Raw genomic sequence first — 21222 nt, 5'->3', positions numbered from 1 at the left:
GTGCCGCGGGTTCGCGGGCCGGACTACCGGCGGCTCGCGCGCCGGAAGCCGATGGCCGCGGGCACGGCGAACAACAGCAGGGCGGCGCCGGACCAGGCGAGGGTGAGCAGTAGGGGCCGGGCGATGGGACCCTCATCGGACAGGCCGCGCATCGCGTCGACGGCGACCGACATCGGCTGATTGGCGACCACCGGCTGAATCCAGGTCGGGAAGGCGACGAGCGGCACGAATCCGGTGCTGAAGAACATCATCAGCGAGGCGAGGATCGTGATGCCCTCGACCAATGAGGCCTTCGCGCTGTAGACGGCGACGGCGGTGACCATGGTGGCGAAGGCGAGTCCGAACACCACGGGGATCGCCAGGAATACCACGGCGGCCAGTGGACCGTGGTGGAAGCGGAAGCCGAGCAGGTAGCCGACGATCAGCACCGTCACGGTGCCGAGCAGGATGCGGCAGCCCTCGGCGAGGATGCGCGAGATCAGGCCGGAGGCGCGATGCACGGGCAGCACCCAGAATTTGGCCAGCAGGCCGGCGTCGCGTTCCCGGCCGAGCAGCACGCCACTGGCGACGGCGCCGGACAGCGCGCCGACCAGGGCGACCATCGGCACCGAGCCGTAGAGGGCGTCGTCGCCGGTGAACTTCTGGATCTGGCCGCCCACCACGATGTCGAGCATCAACAGCAGCAGACACGGGATGAACAGGGTCTCCAGCAGCGTGACCGGGTTGCGTGCCCAGCGCAGCAGCAGCCGTTCGGTCTGGATCAGGGTGTGCCGCAGCAGCGACGCCGTCGAGGTCTCGAGTTGTTCTGCCATCAGGCCCTCCTGGAACTCAGCCGGACAGCCACCGGCGCGCAGATCGCCAGCATCGCGGCAAGCCACAGCAGCGACGGGGTCACCAGCGCCCAGGTCACCGTCCCGGCGTTGCCCAAGGTGTCACCGGCCAGCGCGCGCAACACGATCGCGAACTGGGAGACCGGTTGATTGCGGACGAACCACTGGATCCACTCCGGGAACTGGCTGGCCGGGGCGAGCCCGGTCGAGAGCATGCCGAAGATCAACGGGGGTAGCAGCAGTGCCTGCGAGGTGGCTTCGGGGCTCTTGGACAGCGAGCCGATCACATCCGCGCCGAGGGTGAACGCGAGTCCGATGAGGACCGAGAACGCCAGATATCCGAGCGTGTGCAGGGCGTCGAGCCGGAACCGGAAACCGATCACATAGCCCGCGGCGATTCCCGCGGCCAACGAGATGAGCAGCCGGAACAGGTTGGCCGACATCCGCGCCGCGACCGGAACCAGCGGGCGCAGCGGCATCGCGCCGAAACGGCGGTTGAGGCCTGCCACGGAATCGGTGGCCGAACGGAATGCCGCCGAGATGGCGGTGAACGCGGCGGCCTGCAGGATCACCAGCGGCATCATGTACTGGGCGTAGCTGCTGAAACCGTTGCCGGAGAACGTCATCACGGTTTTCAACGGGATGTAGAAGCTGGCCGTGAAGGCCGCGGGTGCGAGTACCGAGGCGAGGAACTCGCCGGATTTGATCGAGGGCACGATCAGCCGGGTGCTCAGGACCCACCACTGCTGCACTGTCTCCGGTGTCGCGCGCGCGGAGGTGTTCCAGGTGGCGGCGGTCATGCGGTGGCCTTCGATTCGTCCTCGTTCGAGGCCAGGTGACCGGTGAGCTGCAGGAACACATCGTCGAGCGAGGGCCTGCGCAGGGCGATGTCGACGAGTTCGACCGAGGCGTTGTCGAGTCGGCGCAGTGCCTCGGCGAGCGTTTTGGCGCCGTCGGGCGCGGGGATGGTGATGCGGTCCGATTCGGGAGTGAGCGCGGCCAGGTTCTCCGGGGGAAGCAGCGAGCCGAGCGCGGCGACAATGGTCGGCAACCCTTCCAGATCCAGCGGCACGATCTCGCAGTAGCTGCCGCCGGTGCGATGTTTCAGCTCGTCCGCGGTGCCGGAGGCGATCACCACGCCGTGATCGATCACGATGATCTGATCACTGAGCGCATCGGCTTCCTCCAGATACTGGGTGGTGAGCAGGGTGGTGATCCCGGCAGTCTTGAAGCCGCGCACCAGGTCCCAGACGCCCTGCCTGCTGCGGGGGTCCAGTCCGGTGGTCGGCTCGTCGAGGAAGACGACATCGGGTCGCACCACCAGCCCACAGGCGATGTCGATGCGGCGGCGCATGCCGCCCGAATAGGTGCCGACGCGCCGGTTCGCCGCCTTCTCCAGGTCGAATTCGCCGAGTAGTTCTCTGGCCCTGGCCTGCGCCGCCGGTTTGCGCAGCCCCATCAGCCTGCCGAACATGACCAGGTTCTCGTAGCCGCTGAGCATGTCGTCGAGCGCGGCGTACTGCCCCGTCAGCATGATGCGTTTGCGGACCGCCGCCGGGTCGTCGACGACATCGTGGCCGGCGACCACCGCCCGCCCGCTGTCGGGCGTGACGAGGGTGGACAGGATGTTCACCATCGTCGTCTTGCCCGCGCCGTTGGGACCGAGGATGCCGAGCACCTCACCGGGGGCGGCCTCGAAATCGACACCGCGTAGGGCGTGGACGTCGCCGAAGGACTTCTCGATCCCTTCGACCACGACACCGCCGGTGCGCGGGTTGCTCTGCACGAGAGTGTGTTCGACGCTCATATCCGGTCTCCTGCTTCCAAGTGGTCGTCGAGCAATGGCGAGATCACCGACAGTGCGTAGGGATTGGTCATTTCGTCGTGGGTCACATCGACGTCGTGGTTGGTGATGTCGCCGGTGACGTAGGCCCGCCAACCGTCGGGCCCCATCCATTCGGCGGGGTCCACCGTGGCGCTGAAATAGACGATGTCACCGTGGTAGACCGGCCGTTGATACCCGGTCCGCGTGCCCGCGGAGGCGTTGTAGGAGCCCGCCATTCGCTCGATCGTCGCCGCGTCGACGAGTTCGACCCCGCCGAGCCGGGCGGTGATGAGCCCGGCCGCCTCCTCGGCGCTCGATTCGGCGGGAACGTCGTCGATGCCGAAGATGGCGCCGAAGGTGTTGATGAACGCGCCCGCCGACAATCGCTCGATGGTGTCGCCGTCGATATCGGCGGTGTCGGTGTCCAGGAGCGCGACGACCCCCACCCGCTCGCCCGCGGCGGACAGTTCCACCGCCATCGCCTGGGCGATGAGGCCGCCGAACGACCAGCCGAGCAGGTGATAGGGGCCCCTCGGCTGCACCGCGCGGATCTCGCGTACGTAGCGCCGGGCGAATTCCTCGATCGAGCGTGCCGACGGTTCGCGACCGCTGAGGTCGGGGGCCTGGAGTCCGTAGATCGGTCGCCCCGGCCGTAGCTGTTCGGCCAATCCCAGGTAGCTCCACGACATTCCGGAGGAGGAGTGGACGCAGAACAGTGCGGGTCGATCCCCGCCGGGGCGGATCGGAAGCAACACATCGAGGCCGAGACCGCTCGGCCCCGGCTCCGCGGTCGCCGCCGTGTGCGCGGTCATGGCGGCGGCTTCGTCGGCCGAAGCGGCCTGGGCGGCAGGGGTTTCGGCGAAACGTGCTGCCGCGCCGAGTGCCTCGACCCACAGGTTCGCGAGTTCGGCGACATCGTCGCGGGCCAAAAGCTGGGCCGCGTAACCGAAGTCGGCCTGGAGGCGGTCGCCGACCACCATCGCGTTGATATCGATCGCCGACATGATCGGTACTTCTGGATGTTCGGCCGCCTCGAGATCGCCGAGCGCGTCGGTGGGTAGCCAGCCCAGGCCTTCCAGACCGGCGGGCGTGTCGACCGAGGTGTGCCTGCCGAGGTAGTTCACGCAGATCTGACCGGGTAGTCGCGTCGGGAGTTGTTCGGCTGCTTCGGGATTCAGGTAGCGCAACAGACCGAATCCGATGCCCTTGTCCGGGACCGCGGCGAGGTCGTGCTTGGCTCGGCGGATGGCCGTGCCCATGGCGGGTCCGCCGGCCAGGGCATCCTCGACGTCGATATCGGCGAGATCGAGCCGCACCGGATACAGGTTCGTGAACCAGCCGATGGTCCGTGACAGATCGGCGCCGGGCACGACTTCCTCCTGCCTGCCGTGGCCTTCCAGGCGCAGCAGCGCCGAGGGCTCGTCCACGCCTCTGCGGGCCCGCCATCGCACCAGCGCCAGTGCCAGGGTGGCGAACAGCGCGTCGGTGACGCTGCCGTGGAACAGGCGCGGCAGGGTGGTGAGCAGCGCTGTGGTGGTGTTCTCGTCGACCTCGATATCGAGGCGGCGGACCGTCCGTCCCTGGTCGGTGCCCGGATCGAGGTGGCGGGCGCCGAGCAGCGGGTCCGGGCCGTTCACCACCTGTTGCCAGTACGGGAGTTCGGCCAGCCGCGCCTCGGAATGGGCTTGCTCGGTGAGCGCGTGCGACCAGCGCCGCATCGACGTGCCGATCTCGGGCAGCGCCGGGGCGGCGCCCGCGGCTACCTGCGCCCAGGCGGCGATCAAGTCCTGCACCAGGATCCGCCAGGACACGCTGTCGATCGCGAGGTGGTGTGCGACGACGATCAGGCGTCCCGGTCGGGTGTGCGAACCGGCGTCGCCGACGGGATCGAGCCAGACGAATTGGAGCACGACGCCCTCGGCGGGATTCAGGCGGTTCATCGCGGAGTCGAGTTCGGTCTGCGCGTATTCGCGCAGGTCGATCGAGTCGGTGGCGTCGAACGCCGTGCGGTGCACGAGTGCGTCGACGTCCACCGAGCCGGGGGCGGCCACCCGCAGCCGCCAGCCGTCGTCGTCTGCCCACAGGCGTGCTCGCAGCATGTCGTGTCGGTCGATCGCGGCGGTGAGTGTGGTGACGAGTTGCGCGCGGTCGATGCCGACCGGCAGTTCCAAGACCGCGGTCTGGGCGAACCGGTCGAAATCGCCGCCGCGTTCGATCATGTACCGGACGATCGGGGTGAGCGGCAGGTCGCCGATGCCGCCGCCGGGCAGTTCCTCGAGTGCTTCGAACGTTTCGGCGGCATCGACGGCCGCGCCCAGCGCCGCGACCGTGCGGTGTTCGAACACCTGCAGCGGGGTGCAGTGCACCCCGCGCAGCTTCGCCTGGGTGACCAGCTGGATGGCGAGGATGCTGTCGCCGCCGAGGGCGAAGAAGGAATCGTCGATGCCCACCTGCGCGCGGCCGAGCAGTTCGGCGAAGACCTCGGCGAGCACCAGTTCGGTCGGGGTCTCCGGTGCGCGGTAGGGGGTGTCGTCGGTGACGAACACCGGTTCCGGCAGGGCTTTTCGATCGAGTTTGCCGACCGCGTTGATGGGAATCTCGTCCAGCACGACAAAGGCGGTGGGCAGCATATAGGCGGGCAGGGCGTCGGCTGCCGTGGCGCGGATGTGCGCGATGTCGAGCTCGGCGCCGGGCATCCGCACCAGGTAGGCGGCGAGGGCGGTGGCACCGGTCGGACCCGGAACACCCAGCGTCACAGCGAGATCGACGCCGTCGACGGCGCCGAGCACCGCGTCGATCTCGCCGAGTTCGATGCGCTGGCCGCGTACCTTCACCTGGAAGTCGGTGCGACCGAGGTATTCCAGAGCCAATCCGGCGGGCGGGCGCGTCCACCGCACCAGATCACCTGTGCGATAGAGGAGTTCACCGGAACCACCGAACGGATCGGCGACGAATCGGGCCGCGGTCAGGCTCGGCCGGGCGTGGTAGCACCGCGCCAGGGCGGTGCCCGTGAGGTACAGTTCGCCCGCGACGCCGACGGGCACGGGGCGGAGTCGGTCGTCGAGGACCAGCACCGCCGCACCGCGAACAGGGGTGCCGATGGTGACCGGTTCGGTGGCGGAGAGCGGCTCGGATCCTGTTGCCCAGATGGTGTATTCGGTCGGGCCGTACAGGTTGACCATCGTGCGCCCGCCTGCGCCGCCGCACCAGCGGGCGACCAGATCGGGGCCGACCGCCTCACCCGCGACCGCGAGGACCCTTAGGCTCGACACCTCGGCGGGGTCGATGGTGGCCAGTGCCGACGGCGTGATCACCATATGGGTGACCGACTCGGCGGCGATCAGTTCCGCGAGCGGTGCCCCGCCGAAGACCTCCGGTGGGGCGATCACCGAGGCCCCGCCACAACCGAATGCCATGAGCGCCTCGAAGATCGACGCGTCGAAACTCGGTGAGGCGACCTGCAATACCCGGGCGTGTTCGTCGAGGGTGAGGTCGGCGCGCTGGGCGGCGACCAGGTCGGCCAGGCCGCGATGGGTGACGGTGACGCCCTTGGGAGTGCCGGTGGAGCCGGAGGTGTAGATCATCCAGGCCGGGTTCTCGACCCTGATCGGGACCGGCAGTTCCTCGGTGGTGAGGTCGGCGTCCTCGGTGGCGTCCAGGCGCGCGGTGAACGCGGCGTCGTCGAGGATCAACCAGCGGGTGGTGTCGGAGAGCTGTGGTCGGTATTCGGCGAGGGTGATCCCCACCTGGGCGCCGGAATCGGTGAGCATGTGGTCGATGCGGTCCGCCGGATGCTTCGGGTCGACCGGCAGGAAGGCCGCGCCCACCTTCGCCGCTGCCCAGATGCCGGTGTGCAACTCGGCGCAGCGGGGCAGGCCCAGCGCCACCACGGTTTCGGTCTGAGCCCCCGCCTCGATCAGCAGCCTGGCCAGCTGGTTCGACCTGGCGTGCAACGCGCGGTAGGTGGTCGTGCCGGATATCCGCGCGGTGGTGTCGGTGACCAGCGCGGGTCGGTCGGGGAAGGCGGTGGCGGTCGCGGTGAGCAGCTCGGCCAGAGTGGTCGTTCCCGTGGTGGCGCGACCGCGGACCGGAATCAGCTCCGCGCGTTCGGCTTCGGCGAGGATGTCGATATCGGCGAGGCGGACGTCGCTGTCGGCGAGGACGGTGGACAGGACCTGCCGCCATCGGGTCGCGAACGCGGTGACCGTGCTCGCGTCGAACAGGTCCGTCGCGTAGGTCAGGACGCCTTCGATGCCTTCGGGTCCTGTTTCGCCGAACCGTTCGCGCAGGTCGAGGGTGAGGTCGAAGGCCGAGGAGCGGCGGTCGAAGTCCTCGACTTCGAAGCGGAGTCCGGGCAGTTCCAGCACCGGCTCGATGAAGTTCTGCAGCGACAGCGATACCTGGAACAGCGGGTGGTGGGCGGTCGATCGGGTGGGGTCGAGTGCCCCGACGAGCTGCTCGAACGGCACGTCGGCGTGGGCGAACGCGTCGAGATCGGTGGAGCGGACCGTCGCGAGCAGTTGCCGGAAGCCGGTACCGGGATCGACCGGGGTGCGCAGAGCCAGGGTGTTCACGAACATGCCGACGAGGTCGTCGAGGGCGGCTTCGCCGCGACCCGCGATCGGGGTGCCGATGACGACATCGCCGGTGCCGCCGAGTCGGGCCAGCAGGACCGCGAGCGCGGCGTGGACCACCATGAACACGCTGACGTTGTTCGCGGCGGCGAAGTCGATCAACGCACGGTGGGTCTGTGCGTCGACGGTGAAATCGACGTCGTCGCTGCGCATCGACTGCACCGCGGGCCGGGGTCGATCGCTGGGCAGTTCCAGGGCATCCGGGGCGCCGGCGAGGTTCTCGCGCCAATACTGGATCTGCTGTGCGGCGACGGAGTCAGCCTCCGCGCCGGTGCCGAGCAGTTCGCGATGCCACAGGGCGAAGTCGGCGTACTGCACGGCGAGGGGAGGTCGGCTGGGCGCCGCGCCCGACACCCGCGCCGAGTACGCGGCCACCAGGTCGGCCGCCAACGGCGCCATCGACGCGCCGTCCGCGCTGATGTGGTGCACCACGAGGACGACGACATGCTGCTCGGCGGCAGGAGAGTTGTTGCCGGACTCCGCGCCGTCGAGGCGGTACAGGCCGACCCGCAACGGAGGCTCACGGGTGAGATCGAATCCGGTTCCCGCCAGGTCGTTGATCCGATCCCGTAGTGGCGCACCGTCTTCGGTATCGATCAGTGGCATGGCGGGGGTGGATCCGTCGATACCGACGACGACCTGGCGTGGGCCCTCGGCGTCGGCGGGGTAGCGCGTGCGCAGGCTTTCCTGGCGCTCGACCACGTCGGCGAGTGCTCGGCGCATGGCCGCCACGTCCAGTGATCCGGTGAGGCGAAGGGCGATCGCGATGTTGTAAGCCGACGATTGCGGGTCGAGCTGGTTGAGCACCCACATGCGCTGCTGGGCGGGGGACAGCGGGATGCGGTCGGGGCGCGGGCGCGGGGCGAGGGCCGGGCGACCCGCGCTGCCTTCGGCCGCGGGCAGGACCCGCGAGGACAGCTGGGCGACGCTCGGTGCGTCGAACAGATCACGCAGGGCGATGCCGGACCCGAGTGCCGAATTGACCCGGGCCACCACCTTTGTCGCGCTCAGCGAGTTGCCGCCGAGCTCGAAGAAGGACTGGTCGACGCTCACCCGCTCGCTGCCGAGTACCTCGGCGAACACCTCGGCGACGGCCTGTTCGACCGGCGTGCGCGGCGCGAGATAGGACTGCTGAGTCACCGAGAAGTCCGGTATCGGAAGGGCTTTGCGGTCCAGCTTGCCGACGGGGGTGAGTGGGATGTCCTCCAGGACGACGACATAGGCGGGCACCATGTACCCGGGCAGTTCCGCCGCCACCTGCGCGCGCAGTCGCTCGGTGTCGAGTTCGACACTCGGCACGGGGAGCACATAGGACACCAGCACGGTGGCGCCCGCCGGTCCGTCACGCCCGATCGTCACCGCGTAGTCCACCTCGTCGACGCGCGAGAGCACCGCGTCGATCTCGCCGAGTTCGATCCGCAGGCCGCGAATCTTGACCTGGAAGTCGCTGCGGCCCAGGTATTCCAGGGTGAGCGCGTCGTTCTCGCCCGCGACCCAGCGCACCATGTCACCGGTCCGGTACATGCGTTCGCCGGCGATGCCGAAGGGGTTGGCGACGAATCGGCTCGCGGTCATCTCGAACCGGTTGAAGTAGCCGCGCGCCAGCGCGGGACCGGCCAGATACAGTTCGCCCGCGATGCCGATCGGTACCGGCCGCAACCAGCTGTCCAGCACCACCAGCGCCGCGCCGCGAATCGGTCCGCCGATGGTCACCGGCTCGCCCGCGACCAGCTCGGCGGGGCCGGTGGCCCAGATGCTGAACTCGGTGGGGCCGTACAGGTTCACCATCCGTCTGCCCGCGGCCCACTTCTCGATGAGCTCGGGGGTGGCCGCCTCGCCGGCCACCGACAGCACCCGCAGATCGGTGAGATCGGTGGGTTCCATGGTCGCCAGCGCCGAGGGGGTGATCACCGCGTGGGTGACCCGCTCGGTGCGCAGCAGCGTCTCGAGTTCGGCGCCGCCGTAGACCTCCGGCGGCGACACGACCAGGCGTCCGCCCGCCGCGTGCGCGGTGAGCATTTCGAAGACGGAGGCGTCGAAACTGGGGGAGGCGACCTGCAATGCGCTGGCCGACGGGTCGAGTGCCAGGGTCTCCCGTTGGGCGGTGACGAGATTCGCGATACCGCGGTGGCTGAGCAACACCGCCTTGGGCTTGCCGGTGGAACCGGAGGTGTAGATCAGGTACGCGGTGTGGTCGATATCGACCGCGCCGCCGCGTTCGTCGTCGGTGATCGGCGCGTCGGAGACCAGCATGGCGCGGCGCATGGTGTTCAGGTCGTCGAGCAGCAGCCAGTCGATGGACCCGGGCAGGTCGTCGCCGGTGGCCGTCACTGTGACGCCGATCGGGGCCTTCGAATCGGTGAGCATGTGCTCGATCCGTTCCACCGGATAGCTCGGATCCAGCGGAACGAAGGCCGCACCGGTCTTGGCCAGCGCCCACACGGCCACCACCGATTCCAGCGACCGGGTCAGCGCGAGCACCACGAACACCTCGGGGCCGATCCCGCGACGGAGCAGGACCCGGGCGAACCGATTGGACCAGGCGTCGAGTTCGCCGTAGCTCATCCGCAGCTCGCCCGCGCTGACCGCGATCGCGTCGGGATCGATGCGCGCGCCCGCGGTGAGGACATCGGCCAGCGTGCGCATCGGCAGCGGCGGTGGGCCGTGAACCGGTGCGAGCGCGGCTGTTTCGGCCTCGCTGCAGTACCGCAGCTGCGACATCATCGCCCGCGGATTCTCGGCGAGTTGGGCGAGGAGCCGGATGAAGCGGTCGAGGAGTGACTGCGCCGCGGTGTGTTCCAGCTGATCGGCCATGAATTTCACTGTGATGCGCAGGGCATCGCCGGCGCCGGCTTCGCCGCGCAGCGGAATCACCATGAGGTTCAACGGATACGGCGTCGCGTCGGTGCCCTCGATGTCGAGCACTCGCATCCCCGCGATATCCAGGGCTTGGGACAACGCCTCGCGATCGATGGGGTAGGACTCGAAAACGGTGAGGGTGTCGAACAATTCGGCCAGGCCGACGGCGCGGTGGATGGCGGCGAGGCCGACGTGCTGATGGTCCATGAGCCGCGCCTGTTCGGCCTGCACGCGGGCGAGCAGGTCGCACACCCGCTCCGACGGATCCAGCGTCACCCGCACCGGCACGGTGTTGATGAACAGCCCGACCATCTCCTCGACACCGGGCAGCTCCGGCGGCCGACCGGACACCGTGGCGCCGAACACCACGTCGGTGCGGCCGGTGAGCATGGCCAGCAGCATCGACCAACCGGCCTGGACCAGGGTGTTCACGGTCGCGCCCGCTGCCCTGGCGGCGGACTCGAGTGCCGCGACCGTGGCGGCGGACAGATCGTGCGAGAGCATCCCGGTCTCGGTCGACTCGATCCCGGCGAGCGTGGGGACTGCTCGGGTCGGCGTGTCGATCCCGGACAGGGCATGCTTCCACGCGTCGAGCGAGGCTTGGGCGTCCTGGTCTTCGAGCCAGGACAGGAATTCGCGGTAGGACCGGGCGGGCGGCAACATCGACGCGTCGCCCGCGGTGACGTACAGGGTGAGCAGTTCCCGAACCAGCAGCGGCGTCGACCAACCGTCGAGCACCAGATGGTGATTGGTCATGACGAGCCGGAAATTCTCCGGGGCGGTCCTGATCAGCGTGAAGCGCAGCAGCGGGGGATCGGTCAGGTCGAAGCGGGTCAGCGCGTCGAGTTCGATCACCCGGTCGAGTTCGCGCGCTCGCTGCTCGTCGTCGGCGATCTCGGTGAGATCGATGTCGTGCCAGCGGATCTCGGCCGCCGACAGCACCAGTTGGCGGGGGCCGTCGTCGGTCTCGACGAAGGCCACGCGCAAGTTCTCGTGCCGATCGATCAGCGCCTGTGCCGCGCCGCGCAGCCGGGTGGCGTCGACCGTGCCCGCCAGGGTGAGCAGCGATTGGACCGTGTAACCGTCGGCGGTGTCGGAGTCGTAGAGCGCGTGGAAGAGCAGGCCGTACTGCAGCGGCGAGAGCGGCCAGACGTCGGTGAGCTTCGGGTAGGCGTGCTCCCAGCGTTCGATCTGTGGCTGATCGACCGCGACCAGCTCGAAGTCCGAGGGCGTGCGGCCACCCGCGTCGCCGGATCCGGCGTGGGTGACCAGCGCGCGCAGGGCCTGTGACCAGAGCTCGGCCAACTCGCGCACCTCGGCCTCGTCGAGCAGCCTGCTCGCGTAGGCCCAGGTGACCTCCAACCCGGCATCGGTGAGCACCGCGTTGATATCGACGACAGCGGCCAGTGGAGCGCCGTCGTCGTTGGTCGCGGCGAAACGTCGCGGTACCCAGGCATCCTCGCCGGTCACCGCCCTGCCGAGATAGTTGAAGCTCAGCTGCGGTGTCGGCGCGTCCGCCAGCGCCGCGGCGGTCTCGTCGTCCAGATAGCGCAGCAGGCCGAAGCCGACGCCGCGATCGGGGACCGACCGCAACTGCTCCTTGGTCGCCTTGATCGCCGAACCCGCCGCGTGGCCACCGGCGAACGCGTCGCCGAGATCGATCTCGGTCAGGTCGAGCGCGACCGGATACACGCTGGTGAACCAGCCGACGGTGCGCGCGACATCGGCGCCGGGCAGCAGGGATTCACTGCGGCCGTGGCCCTCCAACGTCAGCAGGGCGCCGGTGCGTTCGCGCCACCGGCACACGGCCATGGCGAGCGCCGCGAGGAGTACTTCGTCCGCGCCGCAATGGAATTGCTCGGGTACCGCGTGCAGCACGGTGTGCGCGAGGTCGGCGGGCACCGTCGTCTGCCATTGCGCCATGGTGGCGACCACGTCGACGGCCGGATCGAAGGCGGCCCGCGGCGAGGCGAGGGCGAAAGACGGATCGGGTGTGGCCAGGATTCGCTGCCAGATCGGCAGTTCGTCGATGCGGGAGGCGGCGTTCTCGACCTGGCCGTGCGCCCAGCGGCGGAAGGAGGTGCCGACGGGGTCGAGTGCGCCGCCGAAGGCCGCGGTGGCCAAGTCCGGCAGCAGGATTCGCCACGAGACGCCATCGGTGACCAGGTGGTGCAGGACCAGCCAGCACAGCGGATCGGCGTCGGCGCGTTCGATCATGACGAACCGGGCAACGGCGCCCACGGTGGGATCGAGGCGATCCGCGGCATCCTGTAGGGCGCGGTCCACCGCTTCGTCGGTGTCGGCCCGGACCACGTCGATCAGCGTCGCGGCGTCGACCGAACCACGTTCGGCGACAATCCATTCCCAGCCGTCCGGGGTGCGGCGCAGCGACGAGCGGAGCAGATCGTGGTGTTCGAGCAAAACCTGTAGCGCCGCCGCGAGTCTCGGGCGGTCGAAGTCGGCGGGCAGCCCGATGAGTACGGCCTGTCCGTAGCGACCCCAGGTGTCGCCGTGCTCGACCATCGCGTGCACTATCGGGGTGAGCTCCACCGCGCCGACGCCGCCACCGGGCAGTTCGTCGACCACCACGACCTCGGTGTCGTCCGCGACCGCGGCCAACGCGGCGACCGTCTTGCGTTCGAACACATCGCGGGCGCTGAACGAGATACCGGCGGCCTTCGCGCGCGAGACCAGCTGGATGGAAACGATGCTGTCGCCACCGAGTGCGAAGAAGCTCTCGTCGACCCCGACGGTGTCCAGCCCGAGTACCTCGGCGAACAGGGCCGCCAGAGTTTCCTCGCGCGGTGTGGACGGCGCGCGGCTCGTGACCGTGCGGGCACTGAAATCCGGCGCGGGCAATGCTTTTCGGTCCACCTTGCCGAGTGGAGTGAGGGGAACCTCGTCGAGGACCATCACCACGGCGGGCACCATGTAGGCCGGAAGACGTTCACCGACAGCGGCTTTCACCGCCTCGGGATGGACCTCGGCACCCGGCTCGGTCGTGACGTAGGAGACGAGCGCCGTCGCGCCGGCGGCGGTCTCGACGCCGAGGGTGATCGCGAAATCGATCTCGGGAAGTCGCTGCAACGCGGCGTCGATCTCGCCCAGCTCGATCCGGTAGCCGCGCACCTTCACCTGGAAGTCGCTGCGGCCCTGGTATTCCAGGGTGAATCGGTCAGGATCGGTCCACCGCACCAGATCTCCGGTGCGATACATCCGCTCGCCGGGCGCGTGCGGATTCGCGACGAACCGGCTGGCGGTCAACCCGCTGCGCCGGTGGTAGCCGCGCGCGACGCCGGGTCCGGCGAGGTACAGCTCGCCCACAGTGCCCGCGGGGACCGGCCGCAGCCAGGAGTCGAGCACCAGGCCCGACACGCCCCGGACGAGGCTGCCGATCGTCACCGGGGCGCCGGGGACCAGCGGTGCGGTCAGGGTCGTGGTGACGGTGGTTTCGGTCGGCCCGTAGCCGTTGATCAGGGCGCGCCCGGCCCACTTCGACACCAGCTCCGGTGGACAGGCGTCGCCGCCGACCACGATCGTGCGCAGGTCGGGCAGGGTCGCCGGGTCGAGGGAACCGACCACGGCAGGGGTGACATTGAGATGGGTGACGCGATGGGTGCGCAACACCTGCGCCATGTCCTCGCCCGCGTACGCCGACGGCGGGACCACCGCGAGGGTGGCACCGGCGGCCAGGGTCACCAGGATCTCCTCGACGGAGATATCGAAGCTCGGCGACACCGCGTGGGCGACGACGGAGTCGGCGTCGACGCCGAAGCCGGCCCCCGAACTCGCGGCGAGATTCGCCAGGCCCCGGTGCGGGACCAGGACGCCCTTGGGGAGTCCGGTCGACCCGGAGGTGTAGATGACGTAGGCGACCTGATCGAGCCCGATCGCGGCGGTTCGCTCGGCATCGGTGATCGGGGCGACGTCCTGTGCGGCGAGGTCCGCGACAGTGGTTTCGGCGTCGAGTGCGAGCCAATCGACCTTGTCGGGCAGAGACTTACGGACCTGGGTGACGGTCAAGCCGGTGACGACGCCGCTGTCGTCGATCATGTGCTCGATCCGGTCGTCGGGATAGGTCGGATCGATCGGAACGAACGGCGCGCCGGTCTTGGCCACCGCGATCGTGGCGAGCACCGATTCCGCGGAGCGTGGAATAGACAGTGCCACACCGTGTTCGGGGCCGGCGCCCGCGGCGATCAGCAGGTGGGCCAGCCGATTCGTGTACTCGTCGACTTCGCGGTAGCTCAGTGTGTCGTCGGTGCCCCAGCGCAGGGCCACCGCGTCCGGATCGATCGCCGCGCCCGCGGCGAGGATCTCGGGCAGAGTCTTCGGCTCGACGCCGGCCGGACCACGCGCGGGCACCGAGGCCGCGTGCTCGGCAGCCGAGAGGACCGGCACCGTCGACAGCGGGGCATCGGGTCCGGCGACGAGGAATCGGTGCAGGAACATCAGGAAGCGAGCGTGGTGGGCCGCCAGCTCGGCGTCGCTGTAGAGGTTTCCGTTGCCCTGCAGATCGATGTGGGTGCTCTCGCCGCCCACGCCGGGGTAGACGTTGACGAACAGATCGTCGATCAGCCCGGAGGTGAGCACATTGAGCCGTCCGACCACCGGGCCGAGCGCGATCCTGGTGTCCACCATCATCAGATTCACGGCAGGACCGAACGACGCCGCCTCGTCCATCGCCCAGCCGAGATCGCGGACGATGTCCTCCTGGCGATAGCGCTGCCGCCGCAGCGCGCCGGTCAGCTCGGCCTGGACAGCCAGAATCGCCGCGCCGACGGTCGTCGCGGGATCGAGGGTGACCCGCAGCGGCACGACATTGGCGAGCATGCCGCCCGAACGGCGCAGGGTCGCCGAGGTCCGGGCGGACACCGGCAGGCTCAGGACCACCTCCGGTGCGCCGGTCATCGCGGCGAGATAGGCGCCGAACGCGGCGACCACGGTGGGCGCGACGCCCGAGTTCACCGCGGCGGCAACAGAATCCAGCAGTGCGGTCGTCTCCGCGGGCAGGGCGCCCGAGACCCGGTTGGGGTGGCCGTCGACCTCGGCGGCACGGCCGGCGAGGGTGACCGGATCGGCCAGCTCGGCCAGGTGATCGCGCCAGTACTCGCGGTCGGTCTCGAAACGGGTCGAGGTCCGGTAGGCCAGGTCGGCCTCGACGATCTTCTGCAACGGCTCGGCCTTGGCCGGCGGCGGCTCGCGGCCGTCGAAGGCGGCGTTGTAGAGCTCGCCGGTGCGCTGGACGAGGGCGAGCGCGCCCATCCCGTCCAAGACGATGTGGTGCATGCGCGCGTACCAGAACCAGCGGTCCTCGGCGACCCGCAGCATGGCGAGGCGGACCAATCGGTCGCGCATCACGTCCAGCGGTGCGGTGTACTCGGCCCGCATCCAGGCGTGCGCGGCGGCTTCCGGGTCGGGGCGGTCGCGCAGATCCACTCGGACGATCTCGTCGTCGAGGGCCAGGTCGACGATCTGATGCGGCCGGCCGTCGACGTCGACCAGCCGCACGTAGCCGGTGCCGAACTCCCGGCCGGTCTGTCGGACCGCCTCGGTGAGCAGCGTGTGGTCGATCTCGCCGGACAGTTCGACGTATTGGGCGATGGAGATGGGTGTGTCGCCCGCGATGTGCTGGGCGAACCAGATGCCGCGCTGGGCGGCGGACAGCGGAAAAGGGCCTTCTGGTGCGATCATGAGCGAACCTGCGTTCTCATGTCTCGAGCTCGGTGTTCACGATGTGTCCCGACCGTCGGGTAGCTACCTGGCTGGTAGTACTCGCCGTTGCGTACTGCGCTCTATGTTCATTCTGAACCAGCGCGGACCACATCGGAATGGGTTCAGGAGACTGCGGCCAGTTCGGTGGTCGCCAGCGGCGCGTCGGAACTGACCAGATAGCGCTGCAGGGTCGAGCGATCGTCGAGCACCAGCCAGTTGCCGCTGTCGGCGAACTGGGCCCGATTGGCCTTGGTGGTGATCCCGAAACCGGTCGCGGCACCGTCGGCGGGCGACACCGGGATCGCGCCGATCTTGCGCACCGCGGCCTCGGCGACGACCGCCTCGATCCGGGGATCGACCGCGACGGCGATCCGGTCGCCCGCCTCGGCTCCGCGACCGAGCAGCACGCGGGCCAGGCGGTTCGCCCAACGATCCAGATCGGCGTCGGCGAGCTGTCCCGCGACGATCGGCGCGTCGGAACGGCGACGCATCTGGATGACGTTGTCGGCGGGTGCGGTGACCATGGTGCTCATCGGATTCCCCTTGAAGGCTTGTCGGCGGGTGTTTTTTGCTACACCTCCAATCTCGTCTCCGAGAGGGGAACCCGACAGCAACCCCAGCGTTGGTGCGCCGACTCCCAGGGGGATCGATTACCACCCCTAGGGGGTCGAACCCTCGGTCAGCGGGCGTTTCCGCCGATGCTGAAATGCGCGCCGGTGGGGTCGATCAGGCCGGCGAGACGGCCGTAGGGGGTGTTCATGGGTTCGAAGGCGACGGTGCCGCCGAGGGCCACCGCTTGTTCGGCGGACTTGTCCACGTCGTCGGCGCCGAAATAGACCGTCCACGAGCCGGGTATGCCTTCGGCCAGGTGGCCGCCCGCGTCGAGGACACCGCCGCCCATGGGTGGGACGGCGTGAATGGTGGTGTAGCGGAAGTCTGCGGTGTCGGCGATTGTCAAAGTGTCGGCCCAGCCGAAGACGTCGCGGTAGAAGACCAGGGACTCGTCGTAGGCGCGCGTCATCAGCTCGAACCAGGACGGGACGCCGACGTGGTCGGTCCAGGTGCCGTCGGCGACGATGCCGACCGCTTCGAAGCCGGCGAAGGTATCGGCCTGCCAGACCCCCACACCGATGCCGCCGACATCGGCGAGCACCGCCATCGATCCGAGATCGGCGACCGCCATCGGCTCGACGATCACATTGCCGCCCGCCGCGCTCGTCTTCGCCGTCGTCGCCAGCGCATCGGGGGAGTTCAGATACACGGTCCAGCGGTCGGGATAGGGGTCGCCGGGATCGTCGTGGCGGCCCATCGCGCCCGCCACCGCCCGCCCGTCCTTGCGCAGGGTGGTGTAGCCGCCGAATTCCTCGCCGCCGCGATCGGCGGTCCAACCGAACAGTTCGCCGTAGAAGGCGATCGCGCGGTCGAGATCGGTGGTGTAGAGATCGACCCAGGTGGGGTCACCGGGTTTCGGGGTCAACGACATGACTTCTCCTCGGCTGAAGGGGGAGCTCGATCGAGACGCTGGCACGTTCGTGTGTCGGCATCGATCATGACGCGCCGACCGCCGAAAAGTCATCGCCGACAACCATTGCACCCACGCGACCTGCGGAGGAAGATCGGGATCGCGAACTACGGCGCGCCGAATACGACACAGAGTAGGACCCGCGCGGAATGCTGCGGCAGCACGGTTTACGATTCACTCCAACGCATGTCTGCTGCTGTCCGTCCTTTCAGGCGCGGCCGACGCTGCGAGTGACGTACAGGCATCTTCAGGAGGATCAGTGACTGCGGTAGAGCCCAGGCCAGTCCCTCAGTTGGAAGCGACTCGACCGTATCCGGCCCGGACCGGGCCGAAGGGCTCGTTCCTCTACAAGGCGGTCACCACCACCGACCCCAAGGTGCTCGGCACCATGTACTTGGTGACGGCGATCAGCTTCTTCATGATCGGCGGCCTCATGGCGCTGCTCATGCGTGGTGAGCTCGCACGTCCGGGTCTGCAGTTCCTCTCGCCCGAACAGTTCAACCAGCTGTTCACCATGCACGGCACGATCATGCTGCTGTTCTACGCGACGGCGATCGTGTTCGGCTTCGCCAACATCGTCCTGCCGCTGCAGATCGGCGCTCCCGACGTCGCCTTCCCGCGACTGAACGCGTTCAGCTACTGGCTGTACCTGTTCGGCGCCTCCATGGCGACCGCGGGCTTCGTGACCCCCGGCGGCGCGGCGGACTTCGGCTGGACGGCCTACGTGCCGCTGACCGACATCCTGCACTCGCCCGGTGTCGGCACCGACCTGTGGATCCTCGGTCTGGCCGTGTCGGGTCTTGGCACCATCCTCGGTGGCGTCAACATGCTCACCACCGTGGTCTGCCTGCGCGCACCCGGTATGACCATGTTCCGCATGCCGATCTTCACCTGGAACATCGCGGTCACCTCCGTGCTGGTGCTGCTCGCGTTCCCGCTGCTCACCGCGGCGCTGTTCGGTCTGGCCTACGACCGCCACCTGGGTGGTCACATCTACGACCCGGCCACCGGCGGCATCCTGCTCTACCAGCACCTGTTCTGGTTCTTCGGCCACCCCGAGGTCTACATCATCGCGCTGCCGTTCTTCGGCATCGTGTCGGAGATCTTCCCGGTGTTCAGTCGCAAGCCGATCTTCGGTTACACCACGCTGGTCTACGCGACGCTGGGTATCGCGGCGCTGTCGATCGCGGTGTGGGCGCACCACATGTACGCCACCGGCGCGGTGCTGCTGCCGTACTTCTCCTTCATGACCTTCCTCATCGCGGTCCCGACCGGTGTGAAGTTCTTCAACTGGATCGGCACCATGTGGCGCGGTCAGTTGACATTCGAGACACCGATGTTGTGGTCGCTCGGCTTCCTGGTGACCTTCCTCTTCGGTGGTCTGTCGGGCGTCATCCTGGCCTCGCCGCCGCTGGACTTCCACGTCACCGACTCGTACTTCGTCGTCGCGCACTTCCACTACGTGCTCTTCGGCACCATCGTGTTCGCGACCTTCGCGGGTATCTACTTCTGGTTCCCGAAGATCACCGGTCGCATGATGGACGAGCGCCTCGGCAAGTGGCACTTCTGGACCACCTTCGTCGGCTTCCACACCACCTTCCTGGTCCAGCACTGGCTGGGCGCCGAGGGCATGCCGCGTCGCTACGCCGACTACCTGCCGTCCGACGGTTTCACCACGCTGAACACGATCTCCACGATCGGCGCGTTCATCCTCGGCTCGTCGATGCTGCCGTTCATCTGGAACGTCTTCAAGAGCTTCCGCTACGGCGAGGTCGTCACGGTCGACGACCCGTGGGGCTACGGCAACTCCCTCGAGTGGGCCACCACCTGCCCGCCGCCGCGCCACAACTTCTACGAGCTGCCGCGGATCCGGTCTGAGCGCCCCGCGTTCGAACTGCACTACCCGCACATGGTCGACCGTATGAAGGCCGAGGCGCACGTGGGCTGGGGCTCGGGTAAGCACAGCACGCACGTGTCCGAAGGCGCGCTCGCGAAGAAGTAGGACACCACCGAACGACAGGGTGTGCACCTGCTGGGTGACCAGCGGGTGCACACTCTTTTTGTGGGTAATCGAACGGAGCAGATCGACTTGGCCGACACCACAGTTCTCGTGACCGTCACCGGCCCCGACCGACCGGGCGTCACGTCGGTGTTGCTGGCGACGTTGTCCCGGCACCAGGTGAGCTTGCTGGACGTGGAGCAGGTGGTCATCAGGGGACGGCTCACCCTCGGGGTGCTGGTGTCGTGCCCCAACGACCCCGAGGCGTTGCAGGACGAGCTCGAAGAGGCCATGAACACCGTCGGCATGCAGGTCGACGTGTCCGTGGACGCGCAGATCGGCAAGCCGCCGATGTCGACCCACGCGGTCGTGGTGCTCGGCGCCCCGGTCACCGCGAAGGCCTTCAGCGCGATCTCGCGGGAACTGGCCACCGGTGGCGCCAATATCGACTCCATCCGTGGCATCGCCGACTACCCGGTGACCGGGATGGAACTGATGGTCACCGCGACCGACACCAGCGACGAAGGCGACGCGCGACTGCGCACCGCACTGGCCGAGGTCGCGGTCGCCGAGCGGGTCGACATCGCGGTGGAACGGGCGGGGCTGGCCCGCCGGGCCAAGCGCCTCATCGTTTTCGACGTCGACTCCACCCTGATCACGGGCGAAGTGATCGAGATGCTGGCCGCGCACGCCGGTGTGGAGGATCAGGTCCGCGAGGTCACCGAGGCCGCGATGCGCGGCGAGCTCGACTTCGCCGAATCGCTGCGTCAGCGAGTGGCCACCCTCGAGGGTCTCGACGAGTCGGTGATCGAGGAGGTCGCCGACCGGATCGAGCTCACCCCGGGCGCGCGCACCACGATTCGGACCCTGCGCAGGCTCGGCTTCCGCTGCGGCGTGGTCTCCGGTGGCTTCCGGCAGGTGATCGAGCCGCTCGCGCACGAGCTGGAACTCGATTTCGTGCAGGCCAACACCCTGGAGATCATCGACGGCAAGCTCACCGGGCGGGTCGTCGGCGAGATCGTCGACCGGGCGTTCAAGGCGACCGCCCTGCGCAAGTTCGCCGCCGAGGCGGGCGTACCGATGGAGCAGACCGTCGCGGTCGGTGACGGCGCCAACGACATCGACATGCTCAACGCGGCCGGGCTCGGCGTGGCGTTCAATGCCAAGCCCGCGTTGCGCGAGGTGGCAGATACGGCGCTGTCGCATCCGTATCTGGACGCGGTGCTGTTCATCCTCGGCGTCACCCGCGACGAGGTGGAAGCGGCCGATGCGCGCGACGGCGGCGTACGGCGGGTTCCACTGCTCGGCCGGTAGCGTCACGCGGAATCGCGACCTCGCCGACGTAGAGTGACCGCACAGGCACGTCGTTACCGCTCGTCACCGGGAGGTTGTTGTGCGCAGGTCTCTTCTCGTCCTGATCGCCCTGGCGGGTCTCGGCGGATCGACCGCCGGGTGCGGTGGCGACAAGACCGAGCCCTACTTCGTCACCCTTCAGCCGACCGCTATTCCACAGTCCGCGGTCGAGCCGCTGATGATCGAGCCGGCCGCCAACGGCAGCACGGTCGTGGCCACGGTGGGCCAGCGCCTGCTGGTGCGTCTGCCTCAGGATCCCTCGTCGACCGGCCAGTGGGGCATGGTCAATGCCGAGAAGGGCATCCTGATCCCCGACGGTGGGCCGACCAGCGAGGGCAATGCCACGGTGTGGCCGTTCCGGGCGATCCAGCGGGGTGTGACCTCGCTGCAGTTCACCTACGGGCCCGCCAACGAATCATCCATCGGCCCCGAGCCGACCTTCATGGTGGATGTCCGGGTGAGCTGAACGCGGTAGGGCCACGTAC

The 21222-nt window shown here is 68.7% G+C and carries 9 protein-coding genes; 3 read left to right on the top strand and 6 right to left on the bottom strand.

Features of this window, described 5'->3' with window-relative positions:
* Nucleotides 1-23: 23 nt before the first annotated feature.
* From QX204_RS23890 to QX204_RS23865, 6 genes are all read right to left on the bottom strand, one after another.
* Nucleotides 24-812 carry an ABC transporter permease gene (locus QX204_RS23890; protein ID WP_301902468.1) on the bottom strand — a complete coding sequence of 263 codons (789 nt, stop codon included), beginning with the start codon at nt 810-812 and terminating at the stop codon, nt 24-26.
* A complete protein-coding gene (locus QX204_RS23885) occupies nt 812-1630 on the bottom strand; it encodes an ABC transporter permease (RefSeq protein ID WP_301902467.1) in 819 nt (272 codons plus the stop codon). Before QX204_RS23885 ends, QX204_RS23890 begins: the two co-directional genes overlap by 1 nt.
* Nucleotides 1627-2637, bottom strand: a complete 1011-nt coding sequence (locus tag QX204_RS23880) for an efflux ABC transporter ATPase subunit, DrrA-related (protein WP_301902466.1) — start codon at nt 2635-2637, stop codon at nt 1627-1629. The genes QX204_RS23885 and QX204_RS23880 overlap by 4 nt, the downstream gene beginning before the upstream one ends.
* The gene (locus QX204_RS23875; protein ID WP_301902465.1) at nt 2634-15842 is read right to left on the bottom strand and encodes a non-ribosomal peptide synthetase; all 13209 of its coding nucleotides are present in this window, start codon (nt 15840-15842) and stop codon (nt 2634-2636) included. The genes QX204_RS23880 and QX204_RS23875 overlap by 4 nt, the downstream gene beginning before the upstream one ends.
* A gap of 143 nt (nt 15843-15985) precedes the next feature.
* Entirely contained in the window at nt 15986-16396 is a 411-nt protein-coding gene (locus QX204_RS23870) for an AMP-binding protein (protein ID WP_301902464.1), read from the bottom strand.
* 146 nt (nt 16397-16542) lie between these two features.
* Nucleotides 16543-17346 carry a VOC family protein gene (locus tag QX204_RS23865; protein ID WP_301902463.1) on the bottom strand — a complete coding sequence of 268 codons (804 nt, stop codon included), beginning with the start codon at nt 17344-17346 and terminating at the stop codon, nt 16543-16545.
* A 298-nt stretch (nt 17347-17644) separates the two neighbouring features.
* On the opposite strand from QX204_RS23865, the gene ctaD reads away from it, so the two are divergent.
* The 3 genes from ctaD (at nt 17645) to QX204_RS23850 (ending at nt 21203) form a co-directional block, all read left to right on the top strand.
* Entirely contained in the window at nt 17645-19387 is a 1743-nt protein-coding gene (gene ctaD, locus QX204_RS23860) for an aa3-type cytochrome oxidase subunit I (protein ID WP_301902461.1), read from the top strand.
* Nucleotides 19388-19468: 81 nt separating this feature from the next.
* Nucleotides 19469-20698, top strand: a complete 1230-nt coding sequence (gene serB, locus QX204_RS23855) for a phosphoserine phosphatase SerB (protein ID WP_131816594.1) — start codon at nt 19469-19471, stop codon at nt 20696-20698.
* A gap of 79 nt (nt 20699-20777) precedes the next feature.
* Nucleotides 20778-21203: a protease inhibitor I42 family protein gene (locus tag QX204_RS23850; RefSeq protein ID WP_301902460.1), complete on the top strand. Its 426-nt coding sequence runs from the start codon at nt 20778-20780 to the stop codon at nt 21201-21203.
* Nucleotides 21204-21222 lie beyond the last annotated feature (19 nt).

It is taken from the genome of Nocardia sp. PE-7, from assembly GCF_030486425.1.
GTDB classification, from domain to species: Bacteria; Actinomycetota; Actinomycetes; order Mycobacteriales; family Mycobacteriaceae; genus Nocardia; species Nocardia salmonicida_A.
Note: the sequence above shows the minus strand (reverse complement) of the source record. Positions and strands in the feature narration are given on the sequence as shown.

What these genes read in the sequence shown, in the direction of transcription:
- QX204_RS23885 (WP_301902467.1), bottom strand. Translation starts at nt 1,630, where the DNA reads ATGACCGCCGCCACCTGGAACACCTCCGCGCGCGCGACACCGGAGACA.
- QX204_RS23875 (WP_301902465.1), bottom strand. Translation starts at nt 15,842, where the DNA reads ATGATCGCACCAGAAGGCCCTTTTCCGCTGTCCGCCGCCCAGCGCGGC.
- QX204_RS23870 (WP_301902464.1), bottom strand. Translation starts at nt 16,396, where the DNA reads ATGAGCACCATGGTCACCGCACCCGCCGACAACGTCATCCAGATGCGT.
- QX204_RS23865 (WP_301902463.1), bottom strand. Translation starts at nt 17,346, where the DNA reads ATGTCGTTGACCCCGAAACCCGGTGACCCCACCTGGGTCGATCTCTAC.
- QX204_RS23880 (WP_301902466.1), bottom strand. Translation starts at nt 2,637, where the DNA reads ATGAGCGTCGAACACACTCTCGTGCAGAGCAACCCGCGCACCGGCGGT.
- QX204_RS23890 (WP_301902468.1), bottom strand. Translation starts at nt 812, where the DNA reads ATGGCAGAACAACTCGAGACCTCGACGGCGTCGCTGCTGCGGCACACC.